Here is a 19,115-nt window from a genome sequence, read left to right on the forward strand (position 1 = left end):
GAGCCGGGGTCGTCACTTTTCCGGCCGTATCCTGGTGCCATGACCATCGATCTGAAGAAGGACTTCCCGCGCCTCTACCGGCCCGGAGCCCGGGACTTCGACCGGGTGACGGTGCCGCCGACCCGCTACCTCACCGTTCGGGGGGCGGGGGATCCGAACACCTCCCCCGCTTACCGACGCGCGCTGGAGCTGCTCTATTGCGCCGCCTACGTCGTGCGCGGGGCGCTGAAAGCACGGACCGGCGAGGCCTTCGTCGTCGGCCCCCTCGAGGCGCTGTGGTGGGCCGAGGACCCCTCCGTGTTCACCGCCGGAGAGAAGGACCGCTGGGAATGGACGCTGATGATCCCGCTCCCGGACCAGGTCAGTCAGGCCGATCTGGAAACGGCGCGGATCGACCCGGAGGTCTCGGTGGCGAGGCTCGACGAGGGCGATTGCCTGCAGATCATGCACGTCGGCCCCTACGCCGCCGAGGGGCCGACCCTGGCCCGGCTGCACCACGAGGTCATGCCCCGGCTCGGGGTGACCTTCAACGGGCCGCACCACGAGATTTATCTCAGTGATCCCCGCCGGAGTTCCCCCGAGAAGCTGCGGACGGTGCTGCGCCAGCCGGTACGGCCGGAGTCCCCGCAGTAACGGATCACTCAGCCCCGGATGACGGTGGTGCCGGTGGCGCGGTCGTGCATGCCGCGGCCGTCGGTGTCGACGAGGGCGGCCGGCAGGACGAAGGCGGTGAGCAGGGTGCGTACCACGGGGCGCCAGACGCCGACCTTGGCGCCCGGGACGTCGACGCGGGCGACGCCCATGCCCAGGACGGCCTGGCCGGGGGTGCGCGCGAAGATCCACACCGAGACGACCCCGAGGATGATCCAGAAGAGGTAGGTCATGGTGGAGACGTCGCCGAGCGCGTCGGTGAAGGTGGCGACGAAGGCCGCGGTCACCCAGGCGATCATCCAGTCGATGAGCACCCCGCCCATGCGGCGGCGGACCGAGGCCAGGGACCCGACGCCTTCCCTGGGCAGTCCCATGGACTTGCCCGGGTAAAAGGACGCGTCCTCGGTTCCGTCGTCGTATTCGCTCGGGATCGAAGGACCGTCGAGCCAGCTGCGCTTGTTCTGGGCCATGATCGTTGAGCCTAGTCCGCAATGGTCAGGGGGGAAAACGCGTACCCGTTATTTCTCCCGGCCTGCTTTCGTTTAGGCTGTGTGATAGTTATCCACCACCTATTGCCATCACCGAAGGGATAAACGCTGTGGCCTTCGACAGTGTCCAGGAGATCGTCAAATTCATCAAGGACGAGGGGGTGGAGTTCCTCGACGTCCGCTTCACCGACGTCCCCGGAACCGAGCATCACTTCTCACTGCCCGCCAGTGAGTTTGACGAGGACGCGGCCGCCGACGGCCTCGCCTTCGACGGTTCCTCCATCCGCGGCTTCACCACGATCGACGAGTCGGACATGATTCTCATGGCCGACCCGGGCAGCGCGTACGTCGATCCCTTCCGCACCTCGAAGACGCTGAACATGCAGTTCTTCGTCAATGATCCCTTCACGCACGAGCCCTTCAGCCGGGACCCGCGCAACGTGGCCAAGAAGGCCGAGGAGTACCTGGCCTCGACCGGCATCGCCGACACCGCCTCCTTCGGCGTCGAGGCGGAGTTCTACCTCTTCGACAAGGTCTCCTACCGCGCCGACGTCAATGAGGCCTTCTACAAGCTGGACTCGGATTCGGGCTGGTGGAACCGCGACAAGGACGTCAACCTGGACGGCACCCCGAACCTGGGCAACAAGACGCGCATCAAGGGCGGCTACTTCCCCAACGCACCGGTCGACCAGACCGTCGAGGTCCGCGACGCCATGGTGCACAAGCTGCAGCAGGTCGGTTTCCAGATCGAACGTTTCCACCACGAGGTGGGCACCGGCTCCCAGGAGGAGATCAACTACCGCTTCGCTCCCCTGGTGCGTTCCGCGGACATGCTGCAGACCTTCAAGTACGTCATCAAGAACACCGCGGCCCGCCACGGCAAGTCGGCGACCTTCATGCCGAAGCCGCTGGCCGGCGACAACGGTTCGGGCATGCACGCGCATCAGTCGCTGTGGAAGGACGGCGTCCCGCTCTTCTACGACGAGAACGGTTACGGTGGCCTGTCCGATCTGGCCCGCTACTACATCGGTGGCCTGCTGCACCACGCACCCGCGGTGCTGGCTTTCACCAACCCGACCCTGAATTCCTACCATCGTCTGGTCCCGGGCTTCGAGGCCCCGATCAACCTGGTCTACTCCCAGCGCAACCGTTCGGCGGCTGTGCGCATCCCCATCACGGGCAACAACCCGAAGGCCAAGCGCCTCGAGTTCCGCGCACCGGACCCGTCCGGCAATCCCTATCTGGGTCTGGCCGCCATGCTCATGGCCGGCATCGACGGCATCAAGAACCGCATCGAGCCGCACGCCCCGGTGGACAAGGACCTCTACGAGCTTCCGCCGGAAGAGGCCAAGGAGATCCCGCAGGCCCCGACCTCCCTGGAGGCCGCGCTCCGGGCCCTGGAGGAGGACCACGACTTCCTCACCGAGGGTGACGTCTTCACGGAGGACCTCATCGAGACCTACATCAAGTACAAGTGGGACCACGAGATCATGCCGACCCGTCTGCGTCCCACCCCGCTCGAGTTCGAGATGTACTACGACTGCTAGCCGCCGAGTCCACCGACCCGCCCGCCAGGTGCCCGCGCACTTCGGCGGGTTCCGGCTTTTCCGGGCCCCGCGTGTCGACGCCCCGGCCTCCCCACCTCCCTGCGGAGCCGGGAAAAAGGAAAAGACCCCCGGTGGGGTCTCTTTTTCCTCGGGTGGGGGCGCTTAGGCGGCGAGGAGGGCCGCCTCGGCGCGCTTCTGGGTGGCGGCGACGTTGTCGGTGGAGACGGTGGCCAGGATGATCAGGGCCACCGCGACGAGGACGGTGAGGATGATGACGGCGACGAAGAGAATATTTGGTGTGATCATATCCGCCACCCTAACCATGCCCGTTTATGTCCGCAATGCCCACTCCGGGCGCTTACCTGCCGCTCACCTGCGGGACACCGTGCCCGAGAGTGTGGAATTCTCCGGAAAAGGCGCCGTCTATTCCTTTACTGCAGGTCAGGCAATTTTTGATGACGTCACCCCAACCGGGATCCTGCCATGCCCGTCACAGCCCCCGGAAGCGTGACTTACACCGCCCGGAATTTGTGAGGTTGAGCACGGCCGCACGCGGGCCAGCATCATCGCAGCGGATCAAAGTCCCTGATCACGTCCAGCGTCTCACCCGTGCTGATCAGATGCGCCAGCGCGCGGCCACTCGCCGGCCCGAGCACCATGCCCCACATGCCGTGGCCGCCGGCGACGTAGACCCCAGGCGCCCTGGTCGCGCCGACCAGAGGCAGCCCGTCCGGAGTGACCGGTCGGGAACCGACCCACTCGTCATGACGGTGGTCGAAGTCCATGCCGTCGAACATCTCGGCGGCGTGCCTGACCATCGAGGCCACCCGCTGCGGGGCGAAGGGCGCGTCCGGCGACTTGAACTCCATCGTGCCGGCGATCCGGAATCGGCCCTGGTAGGGGGTGCACGCCAGCCGCTGAGCCGGCAGGTAGACCGGATAGTCGACGGGATGCTCGCCGGTGTCGACGGTGAAGGAGTAGCCGCGGCCCGCCTGAACCCGGGTGCGCACACCGAGCGTGCGGGCCAGCGCCGGGAGCCAGGCGCCGGTCGCCAGCACGACGTTGTCGGCCTGCAGCCGCTCTCCCGTGGCCAGGGAGACGACGGGCGTGCGGGTCGAACTCACGTCGCGCACCTCGACGCCGGTGCGGACGTCCCCGCCGCGGCGGCGCACGGCCTCGGCCAGCGCGTTGACGAATGGCCCGGGCTCGATGTAGCGCTGGTTGCCCATCCGGAAGACCAGACCCACGTTGTCCGAGAGGTGCGGCACCAGTTCCCGAGGATTGTCGACCTCCTCGAAGGGGACCTCCTGCCCGTGACGGACGGCGCCCTCAACCTCGCGGATGAAACCGCCGGCCTCCCTCTCGTTTTTGAAGGCCACGATGAAGGGACTCTTCTTCGTCCAGGCGTCGACCCCGCCGTCGAGCATCTCGTCGAAGGCCGCCAGCGCGTCAAGATTCATCGGCGTGAGCTTGGCCATCGTCTTGTCCCACGACTTGTCGTTGGCGTGCCTGAGAAACCGTAGCCCAAAGTCGACGACCCGCGGGCTCGGCGGAATCGGCACGTGCAGTGCCGCATCCCGGTCGAAGAGCGCCGTGGGCGTGTACGCCCAGAGATCGCGATTGGCCAGCGGGATGGTCTTGCCCGGGCTCAGCCAGCCGGCGTTGCCCCACGAGGAACCCGCCGCCACGCCGTCCCGGTCGATGACCGTCACCTCGTGCCCGATCTCCTGCAGATACCAGGCGGTCGAGAGCCCGACCATCCCGGCTCCGACGACGATGGTCTTGTCCTGCATGACACCAGCCTCCGTTTCATGATCAATGTCGCATGTCGTGCCGAGCATATACACCTCCCCGGCGTCGCGCCCCGGGTTTTCCGAACCCGCGCCCCACCCCTTCAGGGCGCCGCCGTTCCACGCTCCCCGACGGAGCCGTTTTCCGTACCCTGTGTGCCATGATCGTCACCGCAGACACCCTCCGCTCCACGTTCTTCTCCGCGCTCACGGCCCACGGAATGAACGTCACCCAGGCATCATCCACCGCCGCCGTGTTCCTCGACGCGGAACTGGCGGGCAAGTCCAGCCACGGCGCCTTCCACCTGCTCAACTACCTCGACGCGCTTGATGAGGGCAGGATCAACGGCAAGGCCCGACCCTCGGCCAGCGTGCGCGGCGCCGTCGTCCGTATCAACGCCGACGGAGGCCTGGCGCAATTCGCGCTCAAGAATTCCATCGACGAGGTCCTCGACGTCGCCCGCGCCCAGGGCGTGGCCATCGTCGCGATCGCCAACACTTTCACCACCGGCGAACTGGGCTGGTACCCGCGCAAACTCTCCCGGCACGGGATGATCAGCCTGACGACGACCAACTCCCCCGCCCTGGTCACCCTGGCAGACACCGGCGAACGCGTCATCGGGACCAACCCGGTGGCCTTCGGGGTGCCGGGCGGAATGCTGCTCGACCAGGCCATCAGCGAGGCCGCCTTCCACACGGTGCGGCAGATGTCGCAGCGCGGGGAGGCGCTGCCCGCGGGCTGGGCCGTCGACGGCACCGGCGCCCCGACCACCGACGCGGCCGAGGCCGTCGAGCACGGCGCGCTGTTGCCCTTCGGCGGGGCCCGGGGCGGCAACCTGGGTCTGACCTTCGAGATGTTGGCCATGCTCGCCGGGGGTGTCTCCTCGCTGGAGGCCACCGCCGCCCAGGCTGGTTCCCCGCGAGTCGGGCTCTTCATGATGGTGCTCGACCCCGGCCACTTCGGCGATGACGCGCTACCCCGCTTGACCTCCCACCTGGCCCGCCTCGCGGCGGAGCACGGCGTCTACGTGCCGGGCCGTGACGCCCTGCTCGGCGATCTTCCTGCCGAGGTGGAGATCGACGACGACGTCTGGGAACAGCTGAACAGCAGACTGTGAGGTCCCGTCGAAAAGCTCGGAGGGGGCCAAGGCCCCAGAAGAGGTGCCTAGGGTGGATCGCATAAGTACCCGCTAATGAAGGAGGCTCATAATGTCCCCGCTCAACGATCCCCGCACCCTCTTCCCGACCGTCGATCCCCCGGAGCAGACCCAGCCGGAACCCGGACTGGACCGTAACCTCCAGCCCCCTGCGGACCTCGGGATGGACAGCTACGTCGGCCATGAGCGCCTGGTCGGCCGCAGGGCGCTGATCACCGGCGGCGACTCCGGCATCGGCGCCGCGGCGGCCATCGCCTACGCCCGCGAGGGCGCCGACGTGGCCATCGCCTACCTGCCCGAGGAGCAGCCTGACGCGGACGTCATCCTTAAGGCGATCGGCGACGCCGGGCGCCGGGGCATCGGCATCCCGGTCGACCTGTCCACCCTGGAGGGCTGCCGAAAGGTCGTCGCCGATACCGTCGAGGCGCTCGGTGGCCTGGACATCCTGGTCAACAACGCCTCACGCCAGATCTGGCACGACGGCATTGAGAACCTGCCTGACGAGGATTTCGATTTGACGATGCGCACCAACGTCTACGCCGCCTACCGCGTCACCAAGGAGGCGCTGCCCCACCTCCAGCCCGGCTCCTCCATCATCTTCACCTCCTCGGTGCAGGCCTACGACCCGAGCGAGACGCTCATCGACTACGGCATCACCAAAGCCGCGATGAACCACCTGTCCAAGTCGCTGGCGATGGAGCTGACGCCGAAGGGCATCCGGGTCAACGCGGTCGCGCCGGGCCCGTTCTGGACCCCGCTGCAGCCGTCCCACGGACAGCCGATGGAGAAGGTCACCAGTTTCGGTCAGGCCAGCCCCCTCGGCCGTGCGGGTCACCCGGCCGAGCTTGCCGGCGCCTACGTGTACCTGGCCTCGGACGAGGCCTCCTACACCTCCGGCTCCACCCTCAGCGTCACCGGTGGACGCCCGACCCCCTAGCACGGGCGGCTAGCACATCGCCCTCTTCTTCGCCTACCTATCAGTGTCATTTCAATCTTTCCGACGTTCCTTTTCTCCCCGGGACGGCGTTAGGTTGAGGGGACTCGCATAGGAGAGGTGAACGTCATGATCAGTGACGAATACATCAGCCGGCTGGTCGAAGAGGAAATCGCCCGCGCACGCGCGACCGTGGCCCTGGATGAGGAGGAGGCGCGGGCCGACCCGATGAGTCGCTACCTGCCCCACGTTCTCGTCTCCGCGGTCCTGGTGACCGTCCTGACCACCCTGGCCGGGGTCATCGCGACAATAACATTCTGAGAAAACTCAGAGGGTTTTCCCCGGGCGCGTATTAGTCTGCAGGTATGGACTCTTCCAGCTTAAGTCGCGAGGGCAAGGACCTTGCGGAGACCGCCCGGGAACACCCGGTGCTGGACGCCGTCGCCCGATTCGGCTACGTGGTGCTGGGTCTTCTGCACCTCCTCGTCGGCTGGTTGGCCATCCGCATCGCCACCGGCTCGGGGTCCGGGGAGGCCTCCAACTCCGGCGCCCTCGCCCAAATCGCCGAGGCGCCCGGCGGGCGGGTCGTCCTCTGGCTCGCCGTCGCGGGCCTGGGGGCCCTCTCCCTGTGGCGCCTTCTCCAGGTGGCGGCCGGCCCGGAACTCAAGCACCGGGTCAAGGGCGCCGCGCTGGGGGTGGTCTATCTCTCCCTCGCCGCCACCACCGCGACCTTCGCGCGCGGGGCCAGCACCTCGGACGGGGAGAAGGCCAGCGACGTCACCGCGACGGTCCTCAACCAGCCCGCCGGTGCGATCGCCGTCGGCATCGGTGGACTGGTCATCATCGGGGTTGGCCTGTACTCCGTCTACCAGGGGGTCTCGCGAAAATTCGTCGAGAACCTGGACCGTGGCGCAGAATCCGGCAGTGTCGGCACCGCCATCGTGGTCAGCGGCATCATCGGCTACATCGCCCGCGGCGTCGCCTTCGCAGTACTGGGCGGGTTGGTCGTCTGGGCCGCGCTGACCAACGATCCGGAGAAGGCCGGCGGATTGGACGCCGCATTGCGCTACATCGGGGAGCAGCCCTTCGGCATGGTTCTGCTCATCGTCGTCGGTGTGGGCCTGATGATGTACGGCCTCTTCTGTCTGGCCCGCGCCCGCTACGCTGACGCGGACAGTTAACTACATGTCCCAGGACACGAAGCCCATCGCGTTGTCCACCCCCTGATCGCCCAGTCCGAGCTGCGTCGCCGTCTCCGCGCTCATGGCCGTGAGCATGTCCCTCGGCTCCGGGTGATCGGGCAGGTCAGCCAGGTATACCTGGTGCGCCTCCAGAGAGGCGATTCCCTTCTCCAGCGGTTCGCCGGTGACGTCCACCCAGACGTCGGGGGCTGAGACTCCCCCGACCAGGAAGCGCTCGGCCCTCCAGGGGGCCAGTCCGGCGTCGAGAAGCTCGGGGAAGGACCAGCGGTTGCCGGCGTCGCGGATGGCGTCGCCGGTGGCCTCGCCCGTGATGCGGTGGTCGACGTGATTGAAGCCCCAGGGTGCGTTGATGTCGTAGTTGCTGGTGACCACGATGTTCGGGCGGCGTCGGCGGATGTGGGCGGCGATGGCCTTGCGCACCGGCAGCCCCGCCTCCATGTGGCCGTCGGGGAAGTCGAGGACGGTCAGGTCATCGACTCCGACGATGTCGCAGGCCGCCCGCTGCTCCTTCTCACGCAACGGCCCAGCGACGGCGGGTTCGCGCTGCATGCCCGCCTCCCCGGCGGTGAGCAGCAGGTAATCGACCGCTATTCCGGTCGCGGTCCAGGCCGCGACCGCGCAGGAGATTCCGTATTCGAGATCGTCGGGGTGCGCCACGACGCACAGGATCCGCTCCACACCCGACGTGTCCAGTTGGTGAACGTTCTGCCCAGTCATAGGTCTCCTCGAGGAATGTTATTGATTAGTTATAAAACTCGGCCACCGGCAGCGCAACCCACCTTTCCGGCTCCTTAAACCCGGGACAAAACCGCAGTACAGGGGCCGGAATAGTTATGGTTCGACGGTCGACTTCCCTACGGTGAGGGCGTACCCGCCCACGGTACCCACGCCGACGTGCGCTGCGCCACGCCAGACACCGCGTGCCGCGCGCCGCCGGACAAAACATCAGAGTCGTCGGCCCGCCCCCGCGCCCCGCGCGGATGGACGCGGGGCTGACATAACCTGGAAAGACACGGATAATAATGACCTTCACTCCCCCGGAGCTTCCCCGCATCGATTTCCTCTACCTCAATGAGCAGGACATGCTCGACGCCGGAGTCGCGGACTCCGCGCGCTGCGTCGAGGTCATGGAAGAGACGCTGATCCTGCTTGCTGACGGCGACTACCGCATGGCCGGCGCCTCCGCGAACTCCCACGGCGCCCAGATCAACTTCCCGGCGCGCCCGGAGCACGCCGGCATGCCCGCTGACGGCCCGGATCGCCGCTTCATGGCCATGCCCGCCTACCTCGGCGGCCGATTCGGCACCACCGGCGTCAAGTGGTACGGCTCCAACGCCGAGAACCGTGCACGCGACCTGCCGCGTTCCATCCACGTCTTCGTCCTCAACGACACCGACACCGGTGCCCCGCTGGCGATCATGAGCGCCAACACCCTCTCCGCCTACCGTACCGGCGCGGTCCCGGGCGTCGGCGTGAAGCATCTGGCACTGTCCGACGCCGAATCCGTCGGCATCATCGGCCCCGGCGTCATGAGCCGGACCATCCTTTCCTCCGCGGTCTCCCAGCGCCCGTCGATCCGCACGGTCAAGGTCAAGGGCCGCTCGGAAGCGTCCACCTACCGGGCGGCCAAGTGGTACGCCGAGTCCTTCCCGGAGCTCGACGTGCAGGTCGTCCACTCAGAGCAGGAGGCGATCGAGAACTCCGACATCCTCATTGCCGGAACCTCCACCTCCAAGGACGGCCCGAGCGCCTTCCCCTACTTCAAGACCGATTGGCTCAAGCCCGGTGCGCTGGTCCTCGCCCCCGCCGCGGCCCGCTTCGACGATGACCTTCTCACCTCCGGCCGGGCCGACCTCGTCGTCGATTACCGCGGCCTCTACCAGGAGTGGTTCCAGGAGAACGGCCCGAAGGTCACCTATGAGGAGCTGCTCGGCATCCCCGGCAACCACTGGTGGGATCTCAAGGAGCAGGGGGTTCTTCGTGAGGAGCAGCTGGTCAACATCGGAGACATCGCCTCCGGTCACGCCCCCGGGCGCGTCAGCGACGGGCAGATCTTCCTCTATTCCATCGGCGGCATGCCGGTCGAGGACGTCGCCTGGGCGACCGACCTCTACGAGAACGCCCGCAGGAAGGGCATCGGTACCGTGCTCAACCTGTGGGACACCCCGGCGCTTAGCTAAGGGCTCACCCTCAGGCGGCTACCCCGAAGAGCGCGCCGACGCCATAGGTGATGGCCAGGCCGAGCGCGCCGCCGAGGACCAGACGCAGGACGGCCCGCCAGGGGTTGGCTTTCGACAACTTGCCCGAGACGTAGCCGGTGACGGCCAGAGCGATCAGCGTCGTCGCGGTCACCATCAGCGCACCGTTGCCCGCACCGGCGAAGAACACCGACAGCATCGGCAGAGCCGCGCCCAGCAGGAAGGAGATCGCCGACGCGCCCGCCGCGATCCAGGGGTTGGTGAGGTCCTCGGAATCGAGGCCGAACTCCAGCTTCAGGTGGACGGGAACGGTGATCTCGACGCCCCGGCTGTTGATCTCGGTGGCGGCCGTGGAGGCCGTGTCGGCGCTCATGCCCATCTCCTCGAGCATCCCGGCCAGTTCGTCGTGCTCACCCTGCGGATCCTCGGCCAGCTCCCAGGTCTCCTTCCTCACGAGTGCTTTCTCGGTGTCGCGCTGCGAGGAGACTGACACGTACTCGCCGACGGCCATCGACACAGCGCCCGCGATGGTGGAGGCCAGGCCCGCGGCCAGCACCGAACGGCTGTCCATGCCCGAGCCAATGACGCCCAGCAACAGCGCCGCGACGGAGACGATGCCGTCGTTGGCGCCGAGCACCCCGGCGCGCAGGGCGTTGAGCCGGTTGCCCAGGTCCCCGCCCGCGGAGGGGTTGGTTTCCTGTACGACGGGGTTGTCCCCGATGATGCGCTCCGAAAAGCTGGGCATGACGGTTCTCCTTCGGCGCCGGTGATATGCCTCCACCCTAAGCCGGACTTCGTGGCGCCACAACGAAACCCAGCCTTGCCTTCCTGGGGTGACGCTGAGCCATCCGGGGGGGGATTGAAAGGCTGCCTGTGCTTTCCCGCCGAGGTTTTCCCTATCCTTGGTCGGAGGCCGATGCAGGGGGACGCGCGCCCCCGGCGGCCTGTCTTGGCAGTCCGGGCGGACCGCTCACCCGCCAGCTTGGCGCGTGCGACATGTCCCCTACCCACCTTCTCTGGCCCGCCCGGCACGACGAGGAGTCGATACCCGTGCCCCTGAACTTCACTGCATATGATGAAGTCGCAGAATTCATCGAGAAGAACGACATCAAGTGGGTGGACGCCCGCTTTACGGATGTTCCCGGAATCGAGCAGCACCTCGCCATTCCGGCCCGTACCTTCGATGAGCAGGCGATGGCGACGGGGGTGGCGTTCGACGGGTCGTCCATCTCGGGATACACCTCGGTTGAGGACTCCGACATGACGCTGCTGCCCGACATCGCCACCGCCTACGTCGATCCGTTCCGCCGCTCGAAAACGCTGAACATCCAGTTCTTCGTGCACGATCCCCACACCGGCCAGGTCTTTTCCCGGGATCCGCGCAACATCGCGCTCAAGGCGGAGAAGTACCTCGCCGCCACCGGCATCGCCGACACCTGCAACGTCGGCTCCGAGGCGGAGTTCTACATCTTCGACTCGGTGCGCTACGACTCGACCAACAACGCCAGCTTCCACGAGGTCGACTCGGTGGAGGGCTGGTGGAACTCGGGCAAGGAGTTCAACCCGGACGGCTCGCGCAATCTCGGCCACAAGGTGCGCACCAAGGGCGGCTATTTCCCCACCGCCCCCTATGACCACCTGCAGGATCTCCGCGACGAGATCGGCGAGACCCTCGAGGAGGTCGGCTTCGAGGTCGAACGCGCCCACCACGAGATGGGCTCCGGTGGCCAGCAGGAGGTCAACTACCGCTTCAACTCCCTGCTTCACGCCGCCGACGACCTGCAGACCTTCAAGTACGTGGTGAAGAACGTCGCCCAGCAGAACCAGAAGTCGGCGACCTTCATGCCCAAGCCGATCGCCAACGACGGCGGCTCCGGCATGCATCTGCACATGAGTCTGTGGAAGGAGGGCAACCCGCTGTTCTTCGACGAGGCCAACTACGGTGGCCTCTCCGAGCTGGCCATGCACTTCATGGGCGGCGTGCTCCACCACGCCCCGGCCGTGCTGGCGTTCACCAACCCGACGATGAACTCCTACCATCGCCTGGTTCCGGGCTTCGAGGCTCCGGTCAACCTGGTCTACTCCAGCCGCAACCGCTCGGCGGCGATCCGCATCCCCTCGAACTCCAACAGCCCGAAGTCCAAGCGCATCGAGTTCCGGGCGCCGGATCCCTCGGGCAACCCCTACCTGGGTTTCACCGCGATGCTCATGGCCGGCCTGGACGGCATCCGCAACGAGATCCACCCGGGTGATCCGGTGGACGAGGATCTCTACGCCATGGCCGAGGAGGACAAGGTCGGCATCCGTCAGCTGCCGGCCTCCCTGGACGAGGCCCTTCACGCGCTCGAGGAGGACCATGAGTTCCTGCTGGCCGGTGACGTGTTCACCCAGGACCTCATCGACGCCCACATCAAGTACAAACGCGAGGAGGAGATCTACCCGGCGCGCCTGCGCCCGACGACCCACGAGTTCGAGCTCTACTACGACTGTTAACCCGCCTCCGCCCCACCTGCCGAGGCCTCTGCCGGCTACCGGCGGGGCGGGATGTTCCGGTTCGCTCAGCCCCGCCCCGCCTGCCGCCCGCGGATCTCCATCCGTCGCTTCGCCTCCCTGGCCTCCCGCACTGAAGTGACCCCGTCGTGGACGACGAGCGCGGCATTCGCGGCCACCCCCGTCGGGCCCAAGCGTCCGACCAGGCGGGGCTTGAGCAGGGACATCGCCACCGATCCCGCCACCCGTTTGCTGAGCCGCCGGTTAACCTGGGTGAAGGCCAGGTCACGCGCGCCCTCGCGGAGCATCGGCTCCATCGCGTGCTGGCGGACCGCCTCCCCGACGGGAACCCCGGCGTCGACGGCCTCGGCGATCGCCGCGGAGGTGGTCACGAGGTCGGCGGTGCTCATCGCCTTCGACGAGGCACGATCGGTCATCTCGACGATCCTGGTCCCGGCCGGAGTCGATTGGTCGACGGCCTTGCCGAGTTCCTCGATCAGCTCCTGTGAGTAGCCGGCGGCGGTCCGCGGGTCGAGCCCGGAATCCGGGGTGGTCGGGTTGATCACCAGCGCGAGCAGTTCGCCCGCGGCCTCCGCGTCCGAGGTCACGTAACGTACGGCGGCGCCCACCATGGCCGAGCCGGTGACCTGGATGCCTTCGGCGAGGGCGGCCACCGCCGCGCTCAGGGCGGCCACCGCCGCCGCACTGGCGACGACGACCTGATCACCGGCGATGGCGTCGACCCCCGCCACCGGCACCGGCAGCACCGCTGCGGGCAGCCACTGCAGGTAAAGGCCATCGTCGATAAGCCGGCGCCCGGCCTCCATCAGCCTCTCCGCCACCACCTCCAGCGCGCCGTCGTTCCACTCTTCCTGGGCTGTCGGCGGCGACCACGTCCCGAGGCCGTCGGTGAGCTGTCTCATCCGGGAGGCGGTCAGACCGTCCAGGTCCACCGTCGCCGAACGAAGGTCCACGGCGTTGTCGAAGCACGTGGAGAATTCGCGCATGTGGTGGAGGTACTCCTCCTGCACGACGAGCATCTGCCCGGCGATCCTGTAGTACAGCTCCGGGTCCCCCGCCCCGGCGGCGGACCGGAGCCGGCCGGCCAGGGCGTGAAACTCCCGGCCCCTGCCTTCCCAGCCGTCCCGGTGCAGCTTCGCCTGTTCCTTGTTGAGCTCCATCACCTCCCGGAGTTCAGCCAGGGCGCCGTCGTAGTCCCCGATAAGCTCACGCATGCGCCCCGCCGACGCCATCAACCCGGTGACGGCGGGGGCATGGCCCCGCGTGATCAACCGGTTCAGCGCGTCCGCGGCATCCCCCCGGAAAGAGTCCACCGCAGCCCCGGCCACTGCCTCCGCGACCGCTGTCCCCTCCTCCACCAGGAAGTCCCAGAAAGCGATTTCCGAGCTGATCACCCCCGGCCGGCCGCCGATGTGGAACGGGTATTCCAGATAGCGCTCCCACCGGTCCGGAAACACCGTGTCCACGTCAAATCCCGCTGTCATGTGAAATCCCCCCGAATTCCAGTCATCGACCGTACGGGGCCGACTCTAACCCCCGCCCCGGGCCCGGTGGCCCCGGCGCTGCGCACCGTAGTGGTCATGGGCCCGGCTAGGGTGGGGCCACCATGGCAGTGACCTTGACGCTCGTCTCCCCCGACCCTGGTGCTCCGGGCCTGCGCTCGCGCATCAGCGACACCCGGGCATTCCTGCGTGCGCGCGGCCTCATCCCCTCCCCGACCGGCCCCTACCTGCTCGCCGAGGACGGGGCGCTCCCCGTCCTGGACGGGAACACCCTCCACCTGGAGATGTCCTGGCTCGGCGAGGGCGCCCGGGGCGTCTACGCCACCGTCTGGGACGCGCAGCCGGGGCCGCACCTGGCGGAGCTGGTCTTCGACCTGGCCGACGTCGCCCGGCTGCTGCTGACCCCGAGCCCGGCCCCGCCCCACATCATCGCCTGCGGCGAGCACTTCCCGGACGCCGAGGTCGTCGACGAATCCGTCCCGCCCTGGCTCGAGGTCGCGGTACGCGCCCGGACGCCCCCTGAGCTCGAGGAGATCCTCGCCGGTGGCTGGCCCGCGTACCGCATCACCTACGCGGACCGCTACTGGACCTAGGTGCGCTTGCGCAGTCCCAGGCGCGGGCTGAAGTTTCCGGGGTGCTTGCGCTGGGCGGCCGCATCGGCGATGACCAGGCGCCACTCCGGGTTCTCGACCGGCATGTGCGCGATGGAGAACCAGCCGACCTCGCTGTTCTCGTCGTCGCCGACGGCCGGGGCCTGGCTGTCATCGGTGACGCTCAGGCGCAGGCAGATGGACATGTAGGTGGCCTGATCGCCGTTGGCGTGCACGACCGGCCGGGTGGCGCCGACCGCCAGCAGGGCGTCCACCCGGGTGTCGAGTCCGGTCTCCTCCCTCACCTCACGCACGGCCGTGACGTGGGGGTCCTCGCCCGGGTCGCAGATGCCGGTCACCGGCGTCCAGGTACCGTTGTCCGCACGCTTGACCAGCAGCACCTCCGGAACGGCCCACGGGGAGTCGTCGGTGGAGTCACGCAGCACCACCGCCGTGACGGCGGGCAGCCACATCGGATCGTGGCCGATCTTCTCGCGGGTCTTGACGATGAAATCCGGAATGGGCACGACGAGAGTACTCCTTGCAGTTCGATGACACGTGCCGATCAGTCTAGTGCGCCGGTTCCACCCACCCGCTGGACTAGACTCCTACACACTATGGCGAGCACCCCAGACAATTCCGATTCACAGCACAGTCCCCGTCTGAAGCGCCGGGCTTTTCGACGCCGGACCGACGCCGCCCCCGCGCCCCTCTCGCCGGCGGCGCGCAACGCCCTGCGCCGCGCGGGACGGATGGCCGCGGTCCCGAAGAATCCGGCCCCGCCGCCGCCCGGGTCAGCCGACTCCGACGCCCAGGCCGCCGAGGAGTACCGGGCGCTGACCCCCGCCCCGGAACCCGCGGCCGGTGCACCGGTGCCGGAGCTGACGGAGACGGCCGTACCCGACCGGCCGGAGGCGGAGAGCGTCGACGAGCCGGCTACGCCACCGGCGACGACCCCGCTCGCGGCGGAGGATGAGACGGCCCCCGCGACGATCGTGCCCGAGCCGGTCGCCGCGGACTTGCCCGGCACGGGCACGGCGGAGGAGGAGGATTCCTCCACCGACGGGGTCGCGGGGGCCGGCGGGCCGGAGGACGCGTCGGACGTCGAGAAGCGGACCCCCGCAGACGGGGAGGCGGCGCGGGCGGCGAGCACGACCGTGACCGTCGCTGAGGCGCCCCGGGAGTCGAACGCGCCGCTGCGTGGTCGGCGGCGGAAATGGGCACGGGCGGCCTACTCCGTGGCGCTGGTCGGCATCCTCGGCGGCGCCATCGGGTTGGGCGCGTACGAAGCCAACGCGGACCGGTGGCCGTCCCGGGAAACCGAGGTGCCGGCCGGGTTCGGCCCGCCGGTGGACTGGAACACGCAGGAGGTGCTCAACCTGGTCATCCCGGCCGTGCTCAGCCAGGCGGACGCGACCACCACGGAACAGGGGGTCATCCTCACTGCGCAGGCCAGCCCCGCGGCCGTGGCCCAGCCGCAGCTGCTGGCCCGGCAGATCAGCACCCTGACGCAGAACTCCTGCGCCACCAACGTCAGCATCCGTACCCCGGAGAACGTCAAGATCGATTCCTGGGGGTTCTGCTTCGACTCGCTGCCGGCGGAACTGCTGACAATGCCGCTGACGTTCGCGCTGGACAACGGGGCCTCGGCGGTCTCCTTCACCAATCACCCCTCCTTTGGCGGGGCGAAGGCCGCGACCATCACGTGGATGCCGACCACCCCGGAGGAGTACGACCGGGCGTTGGCGTCCTGGGGGCAGCTGGCCACGGAGGCGCCGCTGGACTGGATTGCGCTGGTCGTCTACGGGGCCGGGGAGATGGAGGGCTACATGGACTATGCCGACGTCAAGGACGACGACGGGCTGGTCATGGGCGACAACTCCCGGACCTCCCGCGCCGCGGAGCTCGGGATCTACGCCGACCGCTACCCCACGGAGTAGGACGGCGCCGATCCTGGCTAGCCCACGGGGACCTCGGCCTGGGGCAGCTGGGCGTCCGGGACGACCTCGCGGATCGTCTCCACGATCGTGGCCGCCGGGGTGTAGGCCACGGTCATCAGCTCCGCGCCGGGGGCGCCGCAGTCGGTGACCGGGGTCTCCGGGGTGCGGGTGCCGGAAAGCAGGCCGAGGATGACGGAGGTTCCGTCGACCTCGCCGACGACCGGGCCGCCCGAGTCGCCTTTGGCGGCGCAGATGGTGGCCGTCGCGCCCTCGGTGAGGACGAAGGAACCGTCCTCGTCATAGAGTTGCTGGCGCTGAATCGGCCCGGTCGGGCCACAGGTCAGGCCGGTGGTGCCGCCGATCTTGCAGGCGTCGTCGGGGGTGGTCGCGTGGTCGGCGAAGCGCGGTCCGCCCGCGACCAGGGAGGGCTGCTGCCCGTCCCCGGCGAAGGTCATCAACCGGTGGGGGTCGGTGACCTGGATGATGCCGATGTCGTGGTTGACCTCGGCGGGCTGGTCGAGGTCGGAGTAGATGACCCGGCCGACCTCCGTCGCGTAGTCGGCGACGGTGGTGGCGTTGGTGGGCCAGACCAGATCGCCCACGCTCCCGCAGTGGGAGGCGGTGACCGCGTAGGCGTTGCCCGCGGCGTCGCTGAAGCCGAAGGCCACGGTGCATTCCGACACCTCGAAGGGGACGCCCGGTTGGGGGTAGTCGCCGGTCAGGTGCATCGTCGTCCCCGGGGTCCACGGGCTTCCCGGGGTGGCCAGAACACCCTCGAGCGGGGCGGCCGGCGGGGCCGGGGCCGCCGGGGCGGCGTCCTCGCTGACCGCGGCCTCGAGGCTGGTCTGCTCGGCGGCCCGCTCGAAGGCGGCGTTCTCCCGGCCGGCGGCGACGAGGACGGCCACCACGGTCACGACCGCCACCAGGATCGCCAGGACCCACAGGAGCCCGCCGCGCAGGCCCGCGGCACCGTCAGTGCTGGGGTGGCTCGCCATCGGTGTCCTGCGCTTCCTGCCCGGCCGGGGAATCGACTCCGGTGTCGGACTTCCGGGCCTCCCGCTCGGCCTGGGCCTTGAGTTCACGGGCGAACTTCTCCGGATCGAACTCCTGGAAATATTCCGGCCCGCCGAAGAATTCCTGTCCCATGGGGGTCAGACCTCCGTGGTCTCGATGGAGGTGCGGATGTAGTCCTTGACCTTCTCCGCGTCGTTGGGCAGGTCGACGACGTGACGCTCGGCGTCGAGGATCCCCTCGAAGCGCTCCGGGATGGCCGGCGCTTCCCCGATGGCCTCGGCGATGGTCTCGGAGAACTTCACCGGCAGGGCGGTCTCCAGGACGACGATGGGGCTGTCGATCTTGTCGGCCCACTCGCGGGCGGCCTTGACGCCGTCGGCGGTGTGCGGGTCGATGAGCACGCCGAGACGCTCGTTGGTCTCGGCGATGGTGGCCAGGCGGTCGGCGTGGGAGGAGGTCGCGGAGAGGAAACCGTACTCTTCCGCGATGGCCGGGAAGGCGGGGTCTTCGGCGAGGGTGAAGCCGCCTGCCCGGACCCGGGTGCCGAAAAGGTCGGCGATGCGCCCGGCGTCGCGCCCCAGCACGTCGAAGACGAGGCGCTCGAAGTTGGAGGCGCGTGAAATGTCCATCGACGGGCTGGAGGTCGCCTGGGTCTCGGCGGAGGAGCGCGGGCGGTAGTCGCCGGTGCGGAAGAACTCGTCGAGGACGTCGTTTTCGTTGGTCGCGACGATGAGCTTGTCGATCGGCAGGCCCATCTGGCGGGCGATGTGGCCGGCGCAGATGTCGCCGAAGTTGCCGGTCGGAACCGAGAAGGAGACCTTCTGGTCGTTGGACTCGGTGATCTTCAGCCAGGAGGAGACGTAGTAGACGATCTGGGCCATCAGGCGTGCCCAGTTGATCGAGTTGACGGCGCCGATGGAGTACTTCTTCTTGAACTCCGGGTCACCGTTGACGGCCTTGACGATGTCCTGGCAGTCGTCGAAGACGCCGTCAAGGGCGATGTTGAAGATATTCGGGTCGTCCAGACCGAACATCTGCGCCTGCTGGAACGGGGTCATCCGGCCGGCCGGGGTGAGCATGAAGACGCGGATGTTGTCGCGCCCGCGCATCGCGTACTCGGCGGAGGAGCCGGTGTCCCCCGAGGTGGCGCCCAGGATGTTGATTTCGGCGCCGCGGCGGGTCAGCTCGTACTCGAAGAGCTCCCCCAGCAGCTGCATCGCCATGTCCTTGAAGGCCGCGGTCGGGCCCTGCGAGAGGTGGCCGAGGTAGAGGTTCTCGTCGATGCGCGTGACCGGGACGATCTCCTCGTGGTCGAAGACCGGGGTGCGGTAGGCGCGGGCGGTGATCGCCTCCAGCGCCGTGTCGTCGATGTCGTCGACGAAGAGCTTGAGGACCTCGGCCGCCAGGGCCGCGTAGCCCTCCTCGGCGAGCAGCTGGCGCCAGCTGGTGAGCATGGCGTCGCTGATCTGCGGGTATTCGGCCGGCAGATAGAGACCGCCGTCCGGAGCGAGTCCGGCGAGCAGGATGTCGGTGAAGCTGACCGGGGTTCGGTTCGAATCGCGCGTCGAGATGTATTTCACGGCCCCTACTC

At 68.2% G+C, this 19,115-nt stretch carries 20 protein-coding genes; 10 read left to right on the plus strand and 10 right to left on the minus strand.

Features of this window, described 5'->3' with window-relative positions; genetic code table 11:
* Positions 1-39 precede the first annotated feature (39 nt).
* On the plus strand, positions 40-633 hold the full coding sequence (locus tag CGUA_RS08980; protein WP_290194880.1) for a GyrI-like domain-containing protein: 594 nt from the start codon (positions 40-42) through the stop codon (positions 631-633).
* 8 nt (positions 634-641) lie between these two features.
* On the opposite strand, the gene CGUA_RS08985 is transcribed toward CGUA_RS08980, so the two are convergent.
* Positions 642-1,121 (minus strand): RDD family protein, encoded by a 480-nt coding sequence (locus CGUA_RS08985; RefSeq protein ID WP_290194882.1) that lies wholly within the window; start codon positions 1,119-1,121, stop codon positions 642-644.
* Positions 1,122-1,249: 128 nt separating this feature from the next.
* Between CGUA_RS08985 and glnA (CGUA_RS08990) the strand changes: the two genes are divergently transcribed.
* Positions 1,250-2,686 carry a type I glutamate--ammonia ligase gene (gene glnA / locus CGUA_RS08990; protein ID WP_290194884.1) on the plus strand — a complete coding sequence of 479 codons (1,437 nt, stop codon included), beginning with the start codon at positions 1,250-1,252 and terminating at the stop codon, positions 2,684-2,686.
* Between the two features lie 162 nt (positions 2,687-2,848).
* Here the strand turns inward: glnA (CGUA_RS08990) and CGUA_RS08995 are convergent, their stop codons facing one another.
* Both CGUA_RS08995 and CGUA_RS09000 read right to left on the minus strand, forming a co-directional pair.
* Positions 2,849-2,992: a hypothetical protein gene (locus CGUA_RS08995; RefSeq protein WP_290194886.1), complete on the minus strand. Its 144-nt coding sequence runs from the start codon at positions 2,990-2,992 to the stop codon at positions 2,849-2,851.
* 257 nt (positions 2,993-3,249) lie between these two features.
* Positions 3,250-4,527, minus strand: coding sequence for an NAD(P)/FAD-dependent oxidoreductase (locus tag CGUA_RS09000; RefSeq protein WP_353959846.1), 1,278 nt, complete (start codon positions 4,525-4,527; stop codon positions 3,250-3,252).
* A 110-nt stretch (positions 4,528-4,637) separates the two neighbouring features.
* Between CGUA_RS09000 and CGUA_RS09005 the strand changes: the two genes are divergently transcribed.
* The 4 genes from CGUA_RS09005 (at position 4,638) to CGUA_RS09020 (ending at position 7,748) form a co-directional block, all read left to right on the plus strand.
* On the plus strand, positions 4,638-5,594 hold the full coding sequence (locus tag CGUA_RS09005) for an Ldh family oxidoreductase (RefSeq protein WP_290194889.1): 957 nt from the start codon (positions 4,638-4,640) through the stop codon (positions 5,592-5,594).
* Between the two features lie 88 nt (positions 5,595-5,682).
* A complete protein-coding gene (locus tag CGUA_RS09010; protein WP_290198362.1) occupies positions 5,683-6,570 on the plus strand; it encodes an SDR family oxidoreductase in 888 nt (295 codons plus the stop codon).
* Positions 6,571-6,696: 126 nt separating this feature from the next.
* Positions 6,697-6,888 carry a hypothetical protein gene (locus tag CGUA_RS09015; protein WP_290194891.1) on the plus strand — a complete coding sequence of 64 codons (192 nt, stop codon included), beginning with the start codon at positions 6,697-6,699 and terminating at the stop codon, positions 6,886-6,888.
* A gap of 44 nt (positions 6,889-6,932) precedes the next feature.
* Positions 6,933-7,748: a DUF1206 domain-containing protein gene (locus tag CGUA_RS09020; RefSeq protein ID WP_290194893.1), complete on the plus strand. Its 816-nt coding sequence runs from the start codon at positions 6,933-6,935 to the stop codon at positions 7,746-7,748.
* Here CGUA_RS09020 and CGUA_RS09025 read toward each other — a convergent pair whose 3' ends face one another.
* Positions 7,749-8,486, minus strand: a complete 738-nt coding sequence (locus CGUA_RS09025; RefSeq protein ID WP_290194895.1) for a PIG-L deacetylase family protein — start codon at positions 8,484-8,486, stop codon at positions 7,749-7,751.
* A gap of 305 nt (positions 8,487-8,791) precedes the next feature.
* Here CGUA_RS09025 and CGUA_RS09030 point away from each other — a divergent pair, with 305 nt between their 5' ends.
* A complete protein-coding gene (locus tag CGUA_RS09030; RefSeq protein ID WP_290194897.1) occupies positions 8,792-9,949 on the plus strand; it encodes an ornithine cyclodeaminase family protein in 1,158 nt (385 codons plus the stop codon).
* A 10-nt stretch (positions 9,950-9,959) separates the two neighbouring features.
* On the opposite strand, the gene CGUA_RS09035 is transcribed toward CGUA_RS09030, so the two are convergent.
* Positions 9,960-10,712 (minus strand): VIT1/CCC1 transporter family protein, encoded by a 753-nt coding sequence (locus CGUA_RS09035; protein WP_290194899.1) that lies wholly within the window; start codon positions 10,710-10,712, stop codon positions 9,960-9,962.
* Between the two features lie 311 nt (positions 10,713-11,023).
* Here CGUA_RS09035 and glnA (CGUA_RS09040) point away from each other — a divergent pair, with 311 nt between their 5' ends.
* Complete coding sequence (gene glnA, locus CGUA_RS09040; RefSeq protein ID WP_290198363.1) at positions 11,024-12,460, plus strand: type I glutamate--ammonia ligase; 1,437 nt, start codon at positions 11,024-11,026, stop codon at positions 12,458-12,460.
* A gap of 65 nt (positions 12,461-12,525) precedes the next feature.
* On the opposite strand, the gene CGUA_RS09045 is transcribed toward glnA (CGUA_RS09040), so the two are convergent.
* On the minus strand, positions 12,526-13,962 hold the full coding sequence (locus tag CGUA_RS09045; protein WP_290194901.1) for a hypothetical protein: 1,437 nt from the start codon (positions 13,960-13,962) through the stop codon (positions 12,526-12,528).
* A gap of 122 nt (positions 13,963-14,084) precedes the next feature.
* On the opposite strand from CGUA_RS09045, the gene CGUA_RS09050 reads away from it, so the two are divergent.
* A complete protein-coding gene (locus tag CGUA_RS09050; protein WP_290194904.1) occupies positions 14,085-14,573 on the plus strand; it encodes a hypothetical protein in 489 nt (162 codons plus the stop codon).
* Here CGUA_RS09050 and CGUA_RS09055 read toward each other — a convergent pair.
* Positions 14,570-15,097 (minus strand): NUDIX hydrolase, encoded by a 528-nt coding sequence (locus tag CGUA_RS09055; RefSeq protein ID WP_290194907.1) that lies wholly within the window; start codon positions 15,095-15,097, stop codon positions 14,570-14,572. The two genes, CGUA_RS09050 and CGUA_RS09055, sit on opposite strands and share 4 nt — an antisense overlap.
* Before the next feature lie 90 nt (positions 15,098-15,187).
* Here CGUA_RS09055 and CGUA_RS09060 point away from each other — a divergent pair, with 90 nt between their 5' ends.
* Positions 15,188-16,510 carry a hypothetical protein gene (locus CGUA_RS09060; RefSeq protein WP_290194909.1) on the plus strand — a complete coding sequence of 441 codons (1,323 nt, stop codon included), beginning with the start codon at positions 15,188-15,190 and terminating at the stop codon, positions 16,508-16,510.
* A gap of 17 nt (positions 16,511-16,527) precedes the next feature.
* Here the strand turns inward: CGUA_RS09060 and CGUA_RS09065 are convergent, their stop codons facing one another.
* From CGUA_RS09065 to thrC, 3 genes are read right to left on the minus strand one after another with little or no spacing between them, the layout of a single operon-like run.
* Positions 16,528-17,505 carry a trypsin-like serine protease gene (locus tag CGUA_RS09065; RefSeq protein ID WP_290194911.1) on the minus strand — a complete coding sequence of 326 codons (978 nt, stop codon included), beginning with the start codon at positions 17,503-17,505 and terminating at the stop codon, positions 16,528-16,530.
* Positions 17,483-17,656 carry a hypothetical protein gene (locus tag CGUA_RS09070; protein ID WP_290194913.1) on the minus strand — a complete coding sequence of 58 codons (174 nt, stop codon included), beginning with the start codon at positions 17,654-17,656 and terminating at the stop codon, positions 17,483-17,485. The genes CGUA_RS09065 and CGUA_RS09070 overlap by 23 nt, the downstream gene beginning before the upstream one ends.
* Before the next feature lie 5 nt (positions 17,657-17,661).
* A complete protein-coding gene (gene thrC / locus CGUA_RS09075; RefSeq protein WP_290194915.1) occupies positions 17,662-19,104 on the minus strand; it encodes a threonine synthase in 1,443 nt (480 codons plus the stop codon).
* Positions 19,105-19,115: the final 11 nt, after the last annotated feature.

Origin of the sequence: Corynebacterium guangdongense (assembly GCF_030408915.1) — a bacterium.
GTDB lineage: Bacteria > Actinomycetota > Actinomycetes > Mycobacteriales > Mycobacteriaceae > Corynebacterium > Corynebacterium guangdongense.

Excerpts from the sequence above, each read along its gene's own strand:
- CGUA_RS09005 (WP_290194889.1), top strand. The coding sequence starts at position 4,638 with ATGATCGTCACCGCAGACACCCTCCGCTCCACGTTCTTCTCCGCGCTC.
- CGUA_RS09065 (WP_290194911.1), bottom strand. The coding sequence starts at position 17,505 with ATGGCGAGCCACCCCAGCACTGACGGTGCCGCGGGCCTGCGCGGCGGG.
- CGUA_RS09045 (WP_290194901.1), bottom strand. The coding sequence starts at position 13,962 with ATGACAGCGGGATTTGACGTGGACACGGTGTTTCCGGACCGGTGGGAG.
- CGUA_RS09030 (WP_290194897.1), top strand. The coding sequence starts at position 8,792 with ATGACCTTCACTCCCCCGGAGCTTCCCCGCATCGATTTCCTCTACCTC.
- CGUA_RS09060 (WP_290194909.1), top strand. The coding sequence starts at position 15,188 with ATGGCGAGCACCCCAGACAATTCCGATTCACAGCACAGTCCCCGTCTG.
- CGUA_RS09070 (WP_290194913.1), bottom strand. The coding sequence starts at position 17,656 with ATGGGACAGGAATTCTTCGGCGGGCCGGAATATTTCCAGGAGTTCGAT.
- CGUA_RS09020 (WP_290194893.1), top strand. The coding sequence starts at position 6,933 with ATGGACTCTTCCAGCTTAAGTCGCGAGGGCAAGGACCTTGCGGAGACC.
- CGUA_RS09000 (WP_353959846.1), bottom strand. The coding sequence starts at position 4,527 with ATGCTCGGCACGACATGCGACATTGATCATGAAACGGAGGCTGGTGTC.
- CGUA_RS08980 (WP_290194880.1), top strand. The coding sequence starts at position 40 with ATGACCATCGATCTGAAGAAGGACTTCCCGCGCCTCTACCGGCCCGGA.
- CGUA_RS09035 (WP_290194899.1), bottom strand. The coding sequence starts at position 10,712 with ATGCCCAGCTTTTCGGAGCGCATCATCGGGGACAACCCCGTCGTACAG.
- CGUA_RS09050 (WP_290194904.1), top strand. The coding sequence starts at position 14,085 with ATGGCAGTGACCTTGACGCTCGTCTCCCCCGACCCTGGTGCTCCGGGC.
- CGUA_RS09015 (WP_290194891.1), top strand. The coding sequence starts at position 6,697 with ATGATCAGTGACGAATACATCAGCCGGCTGGTCGAAGAGGAAATCGCC.
- CGUA_RS08995 (WP_290194886.1), bottom strand. The coding sequence starts at position 2,992 with ATGATCACACCAAATATTCTCTTCGTCGCCGTCATCATCCTCACCGTC.
- CGUA_RS08985 (WP_290194882.1), bottom strand. The coding sequence starts at position 1,121 with ATGGCCCAGAACAAGCGCAGCTGGCTCGACGGTCCTTCGATCCCGAGC.
- CGUA_RS09025 (WP_290194895.1), bottom strand. The coding sequence starts at position 8,486 with ATGACTGGGCAGAACGTTCACCAACTGGACACGTCGGGTGTGGAGCGG.